16 protein-coding genes are annotated in these 14180 nt (G+C 70.6%); 10 read left to right on the forward strand and 6 right to left on the reverse strand.

Annotation, left to right across the window (positions count from 1 at the left end):
* Positions 1 to 94: 94 nt before the first annotated feature.
* Positions 95 to 535, reverse strand: coding sequence for a methylmalonyl-CoA epimerase (gene mce, locus V8690_RS29720; protein WP_020276113.1), 441 nt, complete (start codon positions 533 to 535; stop codon positions 95 to 97).
* 148 nt (positions 536 to 683) lie between these two features.
* Here mce and V8690_RS29725 point away from each other — a divergent pair, with 148 nt between their 5' ends.
* Both V8690_RS29725 and meaB read left to right on the forward strand, forming a co-directional pair.
* Positions 684 to 1883 (forward strand): acetyl-CoA C-acetyltransferase, encoded by a 1200-nt coding sequence (locus V8690_RS29725; RefSeq protein ID WP_338783193.1) that lies wholly within the window; start codon positions 684 to 686, stop codon positions 1881 to 1883.
* A 41-nt stretch (positions 1884 to 1924) separates the two neighbouring features.
* The gene (gene meaB / locus V8690_RS29730; RefSeq protein WP_338783194.1) at positions 1925 to 2890 is read left to right on the forward strand and encodes a methylmalonyl Co-A mutase-associated GTPase MeaB; all 966 of its coding nucleotides are present in this window, start codon (positions 1925 to 1927) and stop codon (positions 2888 to 2890) included.
* A 503-nt stretch (positions 2891 to 3393) separates the two neighbouring features.
* Here meaB and V8690_RS29735 read toward each other — a convergent pair.
* On the reverse strand, positions 3394 to 4050 hold the full coding sequence (locus V8690_RS29735) for a PepSY domain-containing protein (protein ID WP_338783195.1): 657 nt from the start codon (positions 4048 to 4050) through the stop codon (positions 3394 to 3396).
* Positions 4051 to 4166: 116 nt separating this feature from the next.
* Between V8690_RS29735 and V8690_RS29740 the strand changes: the two genes are divergently transcribed.
* Together V8690_RS29740 and V8690_RS29745 are read left to right on the forward strand one after the other, a co-directional pair.
* Positions 4167 to 4835: a response regulator transcription factor gene (locus V8690_RS29740; RefSeq protein ID WP_338783196.1), complete on the forward strand. Its 669-nt coding sequence runs from the start codon at positions 4167 to 4169 to the stop codon at positions 4833 to 4835.
* Positions 4832 to 6241 (forward strand): ATP-binding protein, encoded by a 1410-nt coding sequence (locus V8690_RS29745; protein WP_338783197.1) that lies wholly within the window; start codon positions 4832 to 4834, stop codon positions 6239 to 6241. Before V8690_RS29740 ends, V8690_RS29745 begins: the two co-directional genes overlap by 4 nt.
* A 45-nt stretch (positions 6242 to 6286) precedes the next feature.
* Here V8690_RS29745 and V8690_RS29750 read toward each other — a convergent pair whose 3' ends face one another.
* The 4 genes from V8690_RS29750 to V8690_RS29765 all read right to left on the reverse strand — a co-directional run bounded on the left by V8690_RS29750 (position 6287) and on the right by V8690_RS29765 (position 8960).
* Complete coding sequence (locus tag V8690_RS29750) at positions 6287 to 6763, reverse strand: MarR family transcriptional regulator (RefSeq protein WP_338783198.1); 477 nt, start codon at positions 6761 to 6763, stop codon at positions 6287 to 6289.
* A 117-nt stretch (positions 6764 to 6880) separates the two neighbouring features.
* Complete coding sequence (locus V8690_RS29755) at positions 6881 to 7681, reverse strand: AIM24 family protein (protein ID WP_338783199.1); 801 nt, start codon at positions 7679 to 7681, stop codon at positions 6881 to 6883.
* On the reverse strand, positions 7678 to 8328 hold the full coding sequence (locus V8690_RS29760) for an AIM24 family protein (protein WP_338783200.1): 651 nt from the start codon (positions 8326 to 8328) through the stop codon (positions 7678 to 7680). Before V8690_RS29760 ends, V8690_RS29755 begins: the two co-directional genes overlap by 4 nt.
* Entirely contained in the window at positions 8328 to 8960 is a 633-nt protein-coding gene (locus V8690_RS29765; protein WP_338785503.1) for an AIM24 family protein, read from the reverse strand. Before V8690_RS29765 ends, V8690_RS29760 begins: the two co-directional genes overlap by 1 nt.
* A gap of 185 nt (positions 8961 to 9145) precedes the next feature.
* Here V8690_RS29765 and V8690_RS29770 point away from each other — a divergent pair, with 185 nt between their 5' ends.
* The 6 genes from V8690_RS29770 (at position 9146) to V8690_RS29795 (ending at position 14164) form a co-directional block, all read left to right on the forward strand.
* Positions 9146 to 9490: a DUF3817 domain-containing protein gene (locus V8690_RS29770; RefSeq protein ID WP_338783201.1), complete on the forward strand. Its 345-nt coding sequence runs from the start codon at positions 9146 to 9148 to the stop codon at positions 9488 to 9490.
* Positions 9487 to 9780, forward strand: a complete 294-nt coding sequence (locus tag V8690_RS29775; protein WP_338783202.1) for an MTH1187 family thiamine-binding protein — start codon at positions 9487 to 9489, stop codon at positions 9778 to 9780. The genes V8690_RS29770 and V8690_RS29775 overlap by 4 nt, the downstream gene beginning before the upstream one ends.
* Before the next feature lie 215 nt (positions 9781 to 9995).
* Positions 9996 to 11114 carry a SchA/CurD-like domain-containing protein gene (locus V8690_RS29780; protein ID WP_338783203.1) on the forward strand — a complete coding sequence of 373 codons (1119 nt, stop codon included), beginning with the start codon at positions 9996 to 9998 and terminating at the stop codon, positions 11112 to 11114.
* A gap of 79 nt (positions 11115 to 11193) precedes the next feature.
* The gene (locus V8690_RS29785; protein WP_338783205.1) at positions 11194 to 11658 is read left to right on the forward strand and encodes a cupin domain-containing protein; all 465 of its coding nucleotides are present in this window, start codon (positions 11194 to 11196) and stop codon (positions 11656 to 11658) included.
* On the forward strand, positions 11655 to 12917 hold the full coding sequence (locus tag V8690_RS29790) for a beta-ketoacyl-[acyl-carrier-protein] synthase family protein (protein WP_338783206.1): 1263 nt from the start codon (positions 11655 to 11657) through the stop codon (positions 12915 to 12917). Before V8690_RS29785 ends, V8690_RS29790 begins: the two co-directional genes overlap by 4 nt.
* The gene (locus V8690_RS29795; RefSeq protein WP_338783207.1) at positions 12914 to 14164 is read left to right on the forward strand and encodes a ketosynthase chain-length factor; all 1251 of its coding nucleotides are present in this window, start codon (positions 12914 to 12916) and stop codon (positions 14162 to 14164) included. Before V8690_RS29790 ends, V8690_RS29795 begins: the two co-directional genes overlap by 4 nt.
* The last annotated feature ends 16 nt before the right edge of the window (positions 14165 to 14180 follow it).

Consider the following 14180-nt stretch of genomic DNA (forward strand, 5'->3'; position numbering starts at 1 on the left):
GGACCCCGGTGGTCCTGCCGTCGCACGGCGGGACCGCGGTCACCCTGGTTGAGCGGCGACCGCCCCCAACCCTACCGGCCCCTATGTACGAGGGTCAGTGCTCAGGTGACTCAACGGGCGCCGAAGTGACCAGTTCTGTCAGGACGCCATGGCAGTCCTTGGGGTGCAGGAAGGTGATCCGTGACCCCATGGAACCGCGTCGCGGCTCTTCGTAGAGCACGCGTACGCCCTTGTCCTTGATGTCCGCCGCCTCGGCGTCCACGTCCGCCGTACCGAAAGCGATGTGGTGGACGCCCTCCCCGTTCTTCGCGAGCCACTTCGCGACGGTGGAGTCCTCGCGGGTCGGCTCCAGGAGCTGGAGGTACGAGGCGCCGCCGTCGGACGTATCGTTGATCTTGAGCATGGCCTCGCGCACGCCCTGCTCCTCGTTGACCTCGGAGTGGAACACCTCGAAGCCGTAGGTGGCACGGTAGAACTCGACGGTTTTGTCGAGGTCGAAACAGGCGATCCCGATGTGGTCGATTCGCGTCAGCATGGATTCAGTGCAGCGCTCCGGAGGTGGTTACGCAACGTGCGCGCGATCACACTGACAGCCCGATGACGCGGTGGAGTACTGGTCAGTACATTCGAAGTAAACCCTCGTTCACTCCTCGGCTGTGCAGCCGGTAAGGGGATCGCAGCTCATGTCTTCTGCTACGACCAGCTCGGTGATCGTCTCGGGCGCGCGTACGCCCATGGGGCGGTTGCTCGGCTCGCTGAAGTCCTTCTCCGGAGCCGACCTCGGCGGCTTCGCGATCAAGGCCGCCCTCGACCGTGCGGGGATCGGCGGCGACCAGGTGCAGTACGTGATCATGGGGCAGGTGCTCCAGGCCGGGGCGGGGCAGATCCCGGCGCGCCAGGCCGCCGTCAAGGCCGGCATCCCGATGAACGTGCCGGCGCTGACCATCAACAAGGTGTGTCTGTCCGGTCTGGACGCCATCGCGCTGGCGGACCAGTTGATCCGTGCGGGTGAGTTCGACGTGGTCGTCGCCGGCGGTCAGGAGTCCATGACCAACGCCCCGCACCTGCTGCCCAAGTCCCGCGAGGGCTTCAAGTACGGCGCCGTCCAGATGCTCGACGCCATGGCCTACGACGGTCTGACCGACTCCTTCGACGGCGTCGCCATGGGCGAGTCGACGGAGAAGCACAACACCCGCCTCGGCATCGCGCGACCCGAGCAGGACGAGTTCGCGGCGCTGAGCCATCAGCGTGCCGCCGCCGCGCAGAAGAACGGCCTGTTCGAGGCCGAGATCACGCCGGTGGAGATCCCGCAGCGCAAGGGCGACCCGGTGCTGTTCAGCAAGGACGAGGGGATCCGGGGCGACACGACCGCCGAGTCCCTCGGGAAGCTGCGTCCGGCTTTCGCCAAGGACGGCACGATCACGGCCGGTTCGGCGTCGCAGATCTCCGACGGCGCCGCCGCCGTCGTCGTGATGAGCAAGGCCAAGGCGCAGGAGCTCGGCCTGGAGTGGATCGCCGAGATCGGGGCGCACGGGAACGTGGCCGGGCCGGACAACTCGCTCCAGTCCCAGCCGTCCAACGCGATCCGGCACGCGCTCAAGAAGGAGGGGCTGGAGGCCTCGGACCTCGACCTCATCGAGATCAACGAGGCGTTCGCGGCGGTTGCCGTGCAGTCGATGAAGGACCTCGGGGTGTCCACCGAAAAGGTGAATGTCAACGGCGGTGCCATTGCCCTGGGTCACCCGATCGGGATGTCGGGTGCGCGGCTCGTCCTGCACCTCGCGCTGGAGCTGAAGCGGCGCGGTGGCGGCGTGGGTGCGGCCGCGCTGTGCGGCGGCGGTGGCCAGGGTGACGCACTGATCGTGCGGGTACCGAAGGCCTGAGCACCCGGTTCTCGGACCTCCCTCATCTGAACGGAGCTGTGATGCAGGACGTCTCCACGCTGGTCGCCCAGGCCAGGGAGGGCCGGCCCCGGGCCGTGGCCCGGTTGATCTCCTTGGTGGAGGGGGCGTCCCCGCAGCTCAGGGAGGTCATGGCGGCGCTGGCGCCGCTGGCCGGCAACGCGTACGTGGTCGGGCTGACCGGGTCTCCGGGGGTCGGCAAGTCCACGTCGACGTCGGCGCTGGTGACCGCGTACCGCAAGCAGGACAAGCGGGTCGGCGTGCTGGCCGTCGACCCGTCGTCCCCGTTCTCCGGAGGGGCGCTGCTCGGGGACCGGGTGCGGATGTCCGAGCACGCGTCGGACCCGGGCGTGTACATCCGTTCCATGGCGACGCGCGGGCATCTGGGCGGGCTCGCGTGGGCCGCGCCCCAGGCCATCCGGGTGCTGGACGCGGCGGGGTGTGACGTCATCCTCGTCGAGACGGTGGGTGTGGGGCAGTCCGAGGTGGAGATCGCCTCGCAGGCGGACACGTCCGTCGTGCTGCTCGCGCCGGGGATGGGCGACGGGATCCAGGCGGCCAAGGCCGGGATCCTGGAGATCGGTGACGTGTACGTCGTGAACAAGGCCGACCGGGACGGGGCGGACGCGACGGCGCGCGAGCTGAACCACATGCTGGGGCTGGGGGAGTCCCGGGGGCCCGGGGACTGGCGTCCGCCGATCGTGAAGACGGTCGCCGCGCGCGGGGAGGGCATGGACGAGGTCGTCGAGGCCCTGGAGAAGCACCGGGCCTGGATGGAGGAGCGGGGGGTGCTCGCGGAGCGGCGCATGGCCCGTGCGGCGCGAGAGGTCGAGACGATCGCGGTGACGGCGCTGCGAGAGCGGATCGGGGACCTGCACGGCGACCGGCGCCTCGGGGCGCTCGCGGAGCGGATCGTGGCGGGGGAACTGGATCCGTATCGGGCGGCTGACGAACTGGTGGCGGGGTTGACGGGCACCTCCGGCGGTTGAGCGGGGTGCCTCCGGTGGTTGGGCGGGGTGCCTGCGGTGGCCTGTGCGGGTGCCTCCGGTGGTTGGGCGGGGTGCCTGCGGTGGCCTGTGCGGGTGCCTCCGGTGGTTGGGCGGGGTGCCTGCGGTGGCCTGTGCGTCTGGGGTGGGGGTGCGCGCCTTCGCCTACGCGGTGGTGGTGGGTCGGGGCCGTGCCGGGGGTGTCCGTCCTCGGAACGGCGCGATGGGGTGGGTGACCGACTGACTGGCGTTGACGCGCCAACCGCTGCGGACGGACACCCCCCGACACGTCCCCTTCCGTGCACCGGCGCCTGCGGGCGCGTCGTGGCTCAGCTGCCGCAGGCCGCCGCTGCGGGCAGTCGTGCCGCTTGGGGCGGCACGGGTGGGCGCAGCGGCACCCCGCAACGCCGGGCTGCGGACCCACCCGGCCCCAGCGACAACGCCGAGCACCGCGACGCCCCGGCGTCAGCGGCGACGCCGGGGCGGCAGGAGAGCGGCTGTACCGATCAGTCCTGGTCGTCGGAGTCGTCGTCCTGGTCGTCCGAGTGGTCCGCCGTGACCTTGCCCGTGTCGAGGGCGATCTTCCAGTCCTGCTCGGCGCCGCCGGACTTGTGCGTCTCGGCCTCCCAGGACTTGTTCTTGCCGTCCTCGTCCAGGTCGACGGACGTCACCGTGCCCTTGCCGGCGGCAGCCCTCGCGGCCTCCTCGGCCGTCACGGACGAGCCCTTCAGCGCCGCCCGCACCTGCGCCGTGTCGTCCTCGTCGTCGGTCTCCGTGCCGAGGATCTTGCCGTTGGACGGATCGATACGGACGCCGTGCCAGCTGTTGTCGCCGGAGAGGACGTCGACCTTCCAGGTCACCTTGTCGCTGTCGTCCTCGTCGTCCAGCTCGGCGGAGACGACCGTGCCCGGCGTGTGCTTCAGCGCGGAGGCGATGGCCTCGGACGCCGTCACATCGGCGGAAGCCGCCCGCGCGGCGTCGTCGTCGCGGTCGTCCTGCGCGTCCGCGCCGTCCTGGTCGTCGCGGCCGTCGTCCGACAGCCGGGTGTCCGCCGCCTGCCGCGCCGAGCCCTGATCGTCTCCCGTGGTCGCGAGCGCCGTGGCCGTACCGCCTCCGATCAGAGCGGCAGCGGTCACAGCGGCGATCACGATGTTGCGCTTCATGCGGATTCCTCCCGAGTCGTTGGGTTTTCGATGTGTTCCAATCTGGCTGACAGACGCTGAGAGGAACCTGAAGACCCCTGAAGGGATCTTCAGCTTGCCTTTGCCACTCTTTACCCATGCGCCTGTTGATCGTGGAGGACGAGAAGCGGCTGGCCCTGTCGCTCGCCAGGGGCCTGACGGCCGAGGGGTACGCCGTGGACGTCGTCCACGACGGACGGGAGGGGCTGCATCAGGCCTCGGAGGGCCGTTACGACCTGGTCATCCTCGACATCATGCTGCCCGGGCTCAACGGCTACCGGGTCTGCGCCGCCCTGCGCGCCGCCGGGCACGAGGTGCCGATCCTGATGCTCACCGCCAAGGACGGCGAGTACGACGAGGCCGAGGGGCTCGACACCGGAGCGGACGACTATCTGACCAAGCCCTTCTCGTATGTGGTGCTCGTCGCCCGGATCAAGGCGCTGCTGCGGCGGCGCGGGGCGGGCGCCGGAGCCTCGCCCGTGCATGTGCACGGGGATCTGAAGGTGGACACCGCGGCTCGGCGGGTGTTCCTGGGGGAGGACGAGGTCGCCCTGACCGCCAAGGAGTTCTCCGTGCTGGAGCACCTCGTGCTGCGGGCCGGGGAGGTCGTGTCCAAGTCCGAGATCCTCGAGCATGTGTGGGACTTCGCGTACGAGGGCGATCCGAACATCGTCGAGGTGTACGTCAGCACCCTGCGGCGGAAGCTGCGGGCGGGGCTGATCCGGACCGTGCGCGGCGCCGGGTACCGGCTGGAGACGTCGCCATGAGACGGCTGCTCGGGTCCGTCCGGGCGCGGGCCACGCTCGGTGCCACGCTCGTCGTCGCGGTGGCGCTCGTCGCCGCCGGGGCCGCCGTCCTGCTGTCCCTGCGGTCCAACCTGATCGGCGAGGCCGGCACCCGGGCGGAGCACTCCGCGCGGGCGGTCGCCTCCGAACTCGCAGCCGGGACGCCGTACGACAAGCTGTCCGGGCTGGACGGCGACGACGGGCCGGTCCAGGTCCTCGACGAGAAGAAGCGGCTGGTCGCGGCCAGCGAGGATCTGGAGAAGATCAGCGGTACCGACTCCGATCAGGTGAAGCCGCTGCCGCCGGTGGCGCCTCGCGGGGACGATGACGACGACTCCGACGACCACGAAGAGGTGCTCGAACCCGGGGAGATAGCCGGTGAGAGCACCTTCCGCAACGGGTCCGCGACGATCGACGGCGACACGGAGGACTACCGGTTCGCCGCCGTCGAGGTCGAGACCCACGACCGGGGGCGTCTGGTGGTCTTTGCCGGTGCCCCGCTGGCCGCCGAGCACGGGGCCGTGCGGAGCGCGCTGACGGTGATGCTGATCGGGTTCCCGCTGCTGCTCGGCGTCGTCGCGGGGGTGACCTGGCTGGTCACCCGGCGGGCGCTGCGGCCGGTGGAGGGCATCCGCAGCGAGATGGCCGCGATCACCGCCTCCCAGGACCTCGCACGCCGTGTCCCGGAGCCGGAGACGCACGACGAGATCGCCCGGCTCGCCCGGACGACGAACGAGACGCTCGCGGCCCTGGAGACCTCCGTGGAGCGGCAGCGGCGCTTCGTCGCCGACGCGTCCCACGAGCTGCGGAGCCCGATCGCCTCGCTGCGGACCCAGCTGGAGGTGGCCGCCGCGCATCCCGAACTGCTGGACCTCGACGGGGCCGTGGAGGACACCGTACGGCTCCAGCGGCTCGCCGCCGACCTGCTGCTGCTCGCCCGGCTGGACGCGGGGGAGCGGCCCACCGACACGAAGGTCGACCTCGCCGGGCTGGCCCGGGAGGAGGCAGAGGGGCGGACGGGCGTGACGGTGGACGCGGAGCCGGTGAAGGTGGCCGGATCGCGCGGGCAGTTGGGGCGGGTGCTGGCCAATCTGCTCGACAACGCCCAGCGGCACGCCCGGTCGGCCGTCACCGTGAGCGTGCGACGGGAGGGTGACCGGGCCGTGGTCGGGGTGGCGGACGACGGGGACGGCGTGCCCGAGGCCGACCGCGAGCGGATCTTCGAGCGGTTCGTACGGCTGGACGCCGCCCGCAGCCGCGACGACGGCGGTGCCGGTCTTGGACTCGCCATCGCCCGGGACGTCGCCGTACGGCACGGCGGCACGCTCACGGCCGGTCGGGGGCCCGCAGGCGGAGCCCTGTTCGAACTCCGCCTGCCGCTCGCCTAGAACCTGTCGTCACCGGGGCCGGACGGCCCCGGTGCGCCGTCCGGGTTACGGGCGTCCTCGCTGGCCGCGCAGGTGCTCCGCGATGGGCTTGAGGGCCTTGTCGAGCTCCGTCAGGGCCTCGGGGGCCAGCAGGTCGATGAAGTGCCTCCGCACGGACGCCACATGGTGCGGCGCGACCTTCTGCATCGTCGCCATGCCGTGCTCGGTGAGGACCGCGTAGAGCCCCCGGCGGTCGGACTCGCAGTTCTCCCGCCGGACCAGGTTCGCGTTCTCCATGCGCGTGATCTGGTGCGAGAGGCGGCTCTTGGACTGGAGGGTGGCGGAGGCGAGGTCGCTCATCCGCATTCGCTGGTCCTCCGACTCGGAGAGATTCACCAGGATCTCGTAGTCGTTCATTGTCAGGCCGAACGGCTGCAAGTCCTTTTCGAGCTGGTACGTCAACAGCCTGTTGACCTCCAGGTGGGTGCGCCAAGCGCACTGCTCCGCATCGGTCAGCCAGCGGGTGGCCGTCTCGGTCTCCATGAATGAAGTCTACCTAAAAGGTTGAAAGGCGAACTAGTGAGGGTTTTCGTGTGACGGAAGCGCACCCGCCGAACATTGGTGCGCAGGCGTTCGATGTCACACTCCGCAGACTACCGCTCACAGCCCGAAGCGACGCTGGAGGTCCCCGAGCTGTCCGGGAAGACGCGGTACGCCGGACTGCCCCGCCTGGGGGCTGTGCGCCCCGCCGCCGGGCACGCCGGCCTGGTGCGGAACGGCCCCCGTGGCCTGCTCGGACATGAGGGTCTCGGACGACTGGAGCAGGACCGTGCCGGCGCCGACGAACTCGAACTGGTGCTCCTCGCCGGAGGCCCCGCCGAGGCCCGTCAGTGCACGTAGACCGCCCATGACGCCGGTCATGTACCCATGGTCGTAGTGGTGGCAGGGCGAGGGGCAGTCGGCCCATCCGACCAAGGCCTGGGGGTCGACCCGGATGGGGGGTTCCATGAACACCACGGGGCCGTTCGACGCGGCCACGAACTTTCCGGTTCCGATGAGGGTCAGGAAGCCCGGCACGATGGATTGCTTCAGCGAGAGAGTTGGCTGAAAAGCGAGGAGGTTGCCCGAGCGAATGGTCAGGTTGCCGTTCTCGAGGTCGTACGAGTTCACGTCGAAGGCCCGGTCGGCAAGGAGCATCTTGCCCGAGCCCTCCGCCACGACCCAGTCGCTCGCGTGCAGTGGCGAATGGAAGGACGTACGGACGAGGCGGTCCAGCCGACCGTGTCCGACGCCGTTGAAGTCGATCGAGCCGTAGTAGGCGATCATCTTCCCCTTCTGGAGGAACCACTGGCTCCCCTTGAGCTCCACGCAGAAGGTGTACGGATTGACGTTGTCGTCGGGCGGCAGCGTCGCCGGGTCGAAGACCGCGGGGCCGGCGCCCGGGGTTCCGTAGGTGCTCACAGCTTCTCCTCCGACGCCTGGACGTACACCGCACCGCTGCCGCTGAGCTCCAGCTGGAACGCCTCGCCCGAGCCACGGCCCACCATGTCCCGCCAACCCAGGGCCGTGGACAGCTTGTTGCGGACGTCGCCGTGGTGGGCGACGTAGGCCTGCGGGTCCACGTGCACCGGCCGCTGGGGAGTGATCGGGATCTCGATCACCCCGCCATGGGCCATGACCGCGACGGCCCCGTGCCCCTTGAGCGTGGTCGTGAACAGCCCCTGGCCGCTGACCTGCCCGCGCACCATGCCCATGACGCCGCCCTGCGAGCCCAGGAACATCGTGCCCTGCTGGAGCGTGCCCTCGAAGGCCAGGAGGCGGTCCGCCTCGACGTACAGCGTGTCACCGGACAGCTGGATCACCTGGACGTGGTGCCCGCCGTGCCCGAAGAGGACGGTGCCGCTGCCCTCGACCGTCATCAGGGGCGTGTCCTCGTCGGCGACCCGGCGGCCGATCATCGACATGAGCCCGCCCTGGCCGCCGGCCATGTTGGGCGTGAAGGACACCTCGCCCTTGTAGGCGAGCATCGCGCCGCGCTGGCTGAACAGCTTCTGTCCCGGCGCGACCGTCGCCTCGACCATCTTCGCGTTGATCTCCCGGAAGGCCATCACACGTCACCCGCGATCGTGTTCCGCTCGCTCGGCTGCACGTACACCAGCCCGTCCCCCTCGAACCGCATCTGGAAGGCCTCGCCGCCGCCCTCCCCGAGCAACGTGCGGAACGTCACACCGGACTGGAAGGACTGCCGGAGATTCCCCTGGTGCGCCACATACGCCCCCGGGTCGACGGTCAGCGGATACTGCGGACTCACCCGCAGCACCACCGCCGGGCCGTCCGACATGATCGCCGCCTGGCCGTGGCCCTCGACGGTCGTCGTGAACAGCCCGTTGCCCTGCGAGGCCCCGCGCAGGCCGGTGAACTCCGTCCCGGTGCGCAGCCCTCCGTCGGTCGCGAGCAGGTTGCTCGACTCCACGTAGAGCTTGTCGCCCTGGATGCTGACCAGGTTGATCTCGGAGGCGCGGTCCGCGAACCAGCAGGTCCCCCGCCCCTTCACCTCCATCAAGATCATCTGCTCGCCGGTCAGCCGCCGGGTCACCATGCCTCGTATGCCCTCGCCGCCGCCGCTGAGCTTCCTGAAGGCCATCTCGCCGTCGTACGCGACCATCGAGCCGTTCTTCGCCTTCACGGCGTCTCCGGTCATGTCGACGGCGAGCACCTTGCTGCTCTGAAGTCGGAACATCGCCACGTACGTGAAGGTAGCCGCAGGCCGGGCGCCACGGACAGGGCCCCTGGGTGGAGAACGACCCTGACCGCACCCCTAGGGGCCGCAGGCCCGCTGCGGTTTGCCACAATGGGCGGGACGCTTGTGCGTGCGTTCACAAAGCGTCAGGCCCCAGCAAGACCGTCTCCCAACGAAGGTGACCCGTGGACCTCAAGACCGCCACCGCCATCCGCCGCCTCCGCCTGGTCTCGGCCCCCGAGGCGATCTCCTTCCTCCTCCTGCTGGTCTGCTCGGTGCTGAAGCGGACCACGGAGTTCAATGCCGTGCCGGTGATGGGCATGGTGCACGGTGTCCTGTTCATCCTGTACGTGATCTTCTGGGCCGACGCGTGGAACCGGACGAAGTGGTCGGTGAAGACCGCCGCCCTGTACTTCGTCCTCTCGGTGCTGCCTGCCGGTGGGTTCTTCGCGGAGCGCAAGCTGCGGCGTGAGGCCGAGGACGCGGTCATCGCGTCCCGGGCGCGCCAGGAAGGGGCGGTGAAGGCGTGATCGTCGCCTTTTCCGTGACGCCGTTGGGGGTCGGGGAGGACGTGGGGGAGTACGTCGCCGACGCCGTCCGCGTGGTGCGGGCGTCGGGCCTGCCCCACCGGACCGACGCGATGTTCACCTCGATCGAAGGCGAGTGGGAGGAGGTCATGGACGTCGTCAAGCGCGCCGTCGCCGCGGTCGAGCGGCGGGCTCCGCGGGTGTCCCTGGTCCTCAAGGCGGACATCCGCCCCGGAGTGACGGACGGACTCACCTCCAAGGTGGAGACGGTGGAGCGGCACCTCGCCGAGTAAGCCGTACGGACCACAGCCCCGGCTCTTGACGGGCCGGGGCTTCTTCGTGTCCTGGCGAGGTACAAACCCGCCCTGCGCACCGGGCAGTTCCCTCTGATGACCCGTGCGGCTCGCGGAGTCCGACGCACCGCCCCACGATGAGGGCTCAGGGTCGACCGCCGTCCCCCTGCCGGACACGGCGGCCGCCGTCTGCCCATCGAAGGAAGGGCCTGCCGGTGAACACTTCGACGTACACGTCCCAGTCGGCGTTCGACGGCTCCAGGCTGCGCGTCATCCTGCTCGTCGATCTCCACGAAGGCGCCCATCAGCGGTTCCTCGACGCGTACGAGCACATGCGCAGCCGGGTCGCCTCGGTTCCCGGTCACCTCGGTGACCAACTGTGCCAGTCCGTGGAGAACCCGTCCCAGTGGCTCATCACCAGCGAATGGGCGACTGCGCCGCCGTATCTCGCGTGGGTGAACAGTGAGGAGCACCTCGAGACCGTCAGGCCCATGCAGGACTGCGTCCGGGACATCCGGTCGCTGCGTTACAACGTCGTCCGTGAGACCGGGCGGGCCCTCCCGCCCACAGCCGGGAGCGCTGACGGGGTCCAGGCGCCGGTGCGGGTGGGCGACGGAGTGACGCGCCACGCGCTGACGTTCACCGTCAAGCCCGGCTCCGAGTCGAAGGTCGCGGACATCCTCGCCGGATACGCGCCGCCCCAGGCCCGAGCCGACGACTCCACACGACTGCGCCGGACGACGCTGTTCATGCACGGCAACCGAGTCGTGCGCACCGTCGAGGTGGAGGGCGATCTGCAGACGGCGCTGCGCCACGTCTCGCGTCAGCCGGAGGTGCGGGCCGTCGAGGAAGCCATCAATCCGCACCTGGAGCAGAGCAGGGATCTGACCGACCCCGCGTCGGCACGGGCCTTCTTCATCCGCGCGGCCATGCCGGCCGTGCACCATGTGGCCCGTGGCGGCCCGGAACCGGACGGTCTGCGGCGTCACGCCCTGTACTACCCGGCCCGTGAGGGGTGCGGGATGGCGCTGGCACGGCTGCTCGCCCAGCAGGACGCAACCGCCGCGGACGACCCCGCCGGCCCCGTGCACCGCAGCACCGTCTTCCACCGGGACGACCTGGTCGTCCGTCTCATCGACACGCGGGACCCCGAGACCGATCCGGTGAGGGCGCTCGGCCTGCACGGCACGAGGAAGGCCGCCGTGCTGGCCCGCCTGCTCGACGGCGCCGCACTCGGCGTCGAAGGGCCGCTCTCGAGCGACCGGGACGCCACCCGCCTCCTGGCACACAGCGACATGGCGCTGATCACCGATCGCAGGGCTGCCCAGTCCTGACATGACAGTCCATGGACGACACCCGCCCATCGACGACACCGCCCCTGGAACACCCCACAGACCGATCTGGAGACGGACCATGCACAAGACGAGCCCGCGCATCGTGGACCTCAGCGAGACGGAGCCCAACCGCAAGCGTGGCGGCGACCTGCGCACCCTGCTCACGCCCCTCACCGTGGGTTCCACGAGCGGGTTCATGGGACTGGCCATCATGCAGCCGGGTGAACGCATCAGCGAGCACTACCACCCGTACTCCGAGGAATTCGTCTACGTCGTCCAGGGCGAGCTGCAAGTCGACCTGGACGACGAGGCACATGCGATCCGCGCCGACCAGGGCCTCATGATCCCCATCGGCATGCGGCACCGCTTCCGCAACATCGGTGACGTCGAAGCGCGGATGGTCTTCCATCTGGGTCCGCTGGCTCCGAAGCCGAGCATGGGTCACGTCGACACGGAGGCCCTGGAGGGGAACGCGAGCGGCGAAACGTACCCGGCCGTGCAGGGGGACGGCGCGCAGCCCGAGCGAAGCGGGGCGCCCTCGTGACCCGGCGGGTGGCGGTCACCGGCATCGGCGTCGTCGCCCCGGGCGGCATCGGGGTGCCGGCCTTCTGGGACCTCCTCTCAAGCGGCCGTACCGCGACGCGCGGCATCACCCTGTTCGACCCCGAGGGCCTGCGCTCCCGTATCGCGGCCGAGTGCGACTTCGACCCGCTCGCGCACGGGCTCGACCCCGAGCTGGTCGAACGCGCCGACCGGTACATACAGTTCGCCGTCGTCGCCGCGGCGGAGGCGGTGGCCGACTGCGGCATCGAGTTCGGCGCCGAGGACCCCTGGCGCGTGGCCGTCTCGCTCGGCAGCGCCGTGGGCGGCACGACCCGCCTGGAGCACGACTACGTCCTGGTCAGCGAGCGAGGGCAACGCTGGGACGTCGACCACCGCGCCGCCGGCCCGCAGCTGCACCGGGCGTTCTCGCCCAGCACCCTGGCGTCCGACGTCGCCGAGTACTTCGGCGCCCAGGGGCCGGTGCAGACCGTGTCGACCGGCTGCACCTCCGGGCTCGACGCGGTGGGCTACGGCTTCCACACGATCGAGGACGGCCGCGCCGACATCTGCATCGCCGGAGCGTCCGACTCCCCGATCTCCCCGATCACCATGGCCTGCTTCGACGCCATCAAGGCGACATCGCCGAACAACGACGACCCGGCGCACGCCTCCCGGCCCTTCGACGCCCACCGCGACGGATTCGTCATGGGAGAGGGCTCCGCCGTGCTCGTCCTGGAGGAGCTCGAACACGCCCGTGCGCGCGGCGCGCACGTCTACTGCGAGATCGGCGGCTACGCCACCTTCGGCAACGCATACCACATGACCGGACTGACCAGTGAGGGCCTGGAGATGGCCAGGGCCATCGACACCGCGCTCGGACAGGCCCGCCTGGATGCCTCACTCATCGACTACGTCAACGCGCACGGCTCGGGCACCCGTCAGAACGACCGTCACGAAACCGCCGCGGTCAAGCGGTCCCTGGGCGCCCACGCCTACGACACGCCCATGAGTTCGATCAAGTCCATGGTGGGCCACTCGCTCGGTGCGATCGGCGCGATCGAGGTCGTCGCCTGCGTGCTGGCCCTGGCCCACCAGGTGGTCCCGCCGACGGCGAACTACGAGACCCCGGACCCCGAGTGCGACCTGGACTACGTGCCGCGCACCGCACGCCCGCGCAAGCTCGCCAACGTGCTGTCCGTGGGCAGCGGCTTCGGCGGGTTCCAGTCCGCGGTGCTCCTTACGGCCGGGAGGAAACGATGAGTGCTCAGCCGAACCGCCGCACCGCCATCACGGGGATCGGTGTGGTCGCGCCCAACGGACTGCACACGGAGACCTACTGGAAGTCCGTCCAGGAGGGCCTGTCCGTACTCGACCGGATCACCCGGGAGGGATGCGGGCACCTTCCGCTCCGCGTCGCCGGCGAGGTCCGGGGATTCGACCCCTCGGCACTCATCGAGGAGACCTTCCTCGTCCAGACCGACCGGTTCACCCACTTCGCGATGGCCGCCGCCGCCGCGGCCCTGAAGGACGCGGGACTGAGCGATGCCGCCGCCGACTCCCCGTACTCCGTCGGGGTGGTCACCGCCGCCGGCTCCGGCGGCGGTGAGTTCGGCCAGCGGGAGCTGCAGAAGCTGTGGGGACAGGGGTCCCGATTCGTCGGTCCCTACCAGTCCATCGCCTGGTTCTACGCGGCCAGCACGGGCCAGATGTCGATCCGCAGCGGCTTCAAGGGCCCCTGCGGGGTGGTCGCGAGCGACGAGGCCGGTGGCCTGGACGCCGTCGCGCACGCCGCCCGCACCGTGGGGCGGGGCACCGACGTGGTCGTGGTCGGGGCGGCCGAAGCGCCGCTGGCTCCGTACTCGATGGTCTGCCAGCTCGGATACCCCGAACTCAGCACGGTCGAGGACCCGGCGCGGGCCTATCGCCCCTTCACCTCCGCGGCCTGCGGCTTCGTGCCGGCCGAGGGTGGTGCCGTGCTGGTCGTCGAGGACCTGGACCGCGCACACCGGCGCGGTGCGGACGTCCGCGCCACCGTGGCGGGCCATGCGGCCACGTTCACCGGCGCCTCGCGCTGGGACCGCTCGCGGGAGGGACTCGCCCACGCCATCCGCGGCGCCCTCGACGAGGCCGGCTGCGCACCGGAGGAGATCGACGTGGTCTTCGCCGACGCGATGGGGGTCCCGGAGGCGGACCGCGCCGAGGCGCTCGCCCTCGCCGACGCCCTCGGCCCGCACGGCACCCGCGTACCCGTCACGGCCCCCAAGACCGGCATCGGGCGGTCCTACTGCGGGGCACCCCTGCTGGACGTCGCCGCCGCAGTGATGGCCATGGAAGAAGGGCGGATCCCGCCCACACCCAACGTCTTCGACATCTGCCACGACATCGACCTGGTGACGTCGACGGCGCGCCCGGCCGAGCTGAGCACGGCCCTGGTCCTCAGCCGTGGACTCATGGGCTCCAACGCGGCGCTGGTACTGCGCCGCGAGCCGGGACCGACCGCCCGGTGAAGCCCACCTCACCCGT

The organism is Streptomyces sp. DG1A-41 (assembly GCF_037055355.1).
Classification (GTDB): domain Bacteria; phylum Actinomycetota; class Actinomycetes; order Streptomycetales; family Streptomycetaceae; genus Streptomyces.

Coding starts and splice junctions, on each gene's coding strand:
- mce (WP_020276113.1), bottom strand. CDS start 535: ATGCTGACGCGAATCGACCACATCGGGATCGCCTGTTTCGACCTCGAC.
- V8690_RS29725 (WP_338783193.1), top strand. CDS start 684: ATGTCTTCTGCTACGACCAGCTCGGTGATCGTCTCGGGCGCGCGTACG.
- meaB (WP_338783194.1), top strand. CDS start 1,925: ATGCAGGACGTCTCCACGCTGGTCGCCCAGGCCAGGGAGGGCCGGCCC.
- V8690_RS29735 (WP_338783195.1), bottom strand. CDS start 4,050: ATGAAGCGCAACATCGTGATCGCCGCTGTGACCGCTGCCGCTCTGATC.
- V8690_RS29740 (WP_338783196.1), top strand. CDS start 4,167: ATGCGCCTGTTGATCGTGGAGGACGAGAAGCGGCTGGCCCTGTCGCTC.
- V8690_RS29745 (WP_338783197.1), top strand. CDS start 4,832: ATGAGACGGCTGCTCGGGTCCGTCCGGGCGCGGGCCACGCTCGGTGCC.
- V8690_RS29750 (WP_338783198.1), bottom strand. CDS start 6,763: ATGGAGACCGAGACGGCCACCCGCTGGCTGACCGATGCGGAGCAGTGC.
- V8690_RS29760 (WP_338783200.1), bottom strand. CDS start 8,328: ATGGCCTTCCGGGAGATCAACGCGAAGATGGTCGAGGCGACGGTCGCG.
- V8690_RS29765 (WP_338785503.1), bottom strand. CDS start 8,960: ATGTTCCGACTTCAGAGCAGCAAGGTGCTCGCCGTCGACATGACCGGA.
- V8690_RS29785 (WP_338783205.1), top strand. CDS start 11,194: ATGCACAAGACGAGCCCGCGCATCGTGGACCTCAGCGAGACGGAGCCC.
- V8690_RS29795 (WP_338783207.1), top strand. CDS start 12,914: ATGAGTGCTCAGCCGAACCGCCGCACCGCCATCACGGGGATCGGTGTG.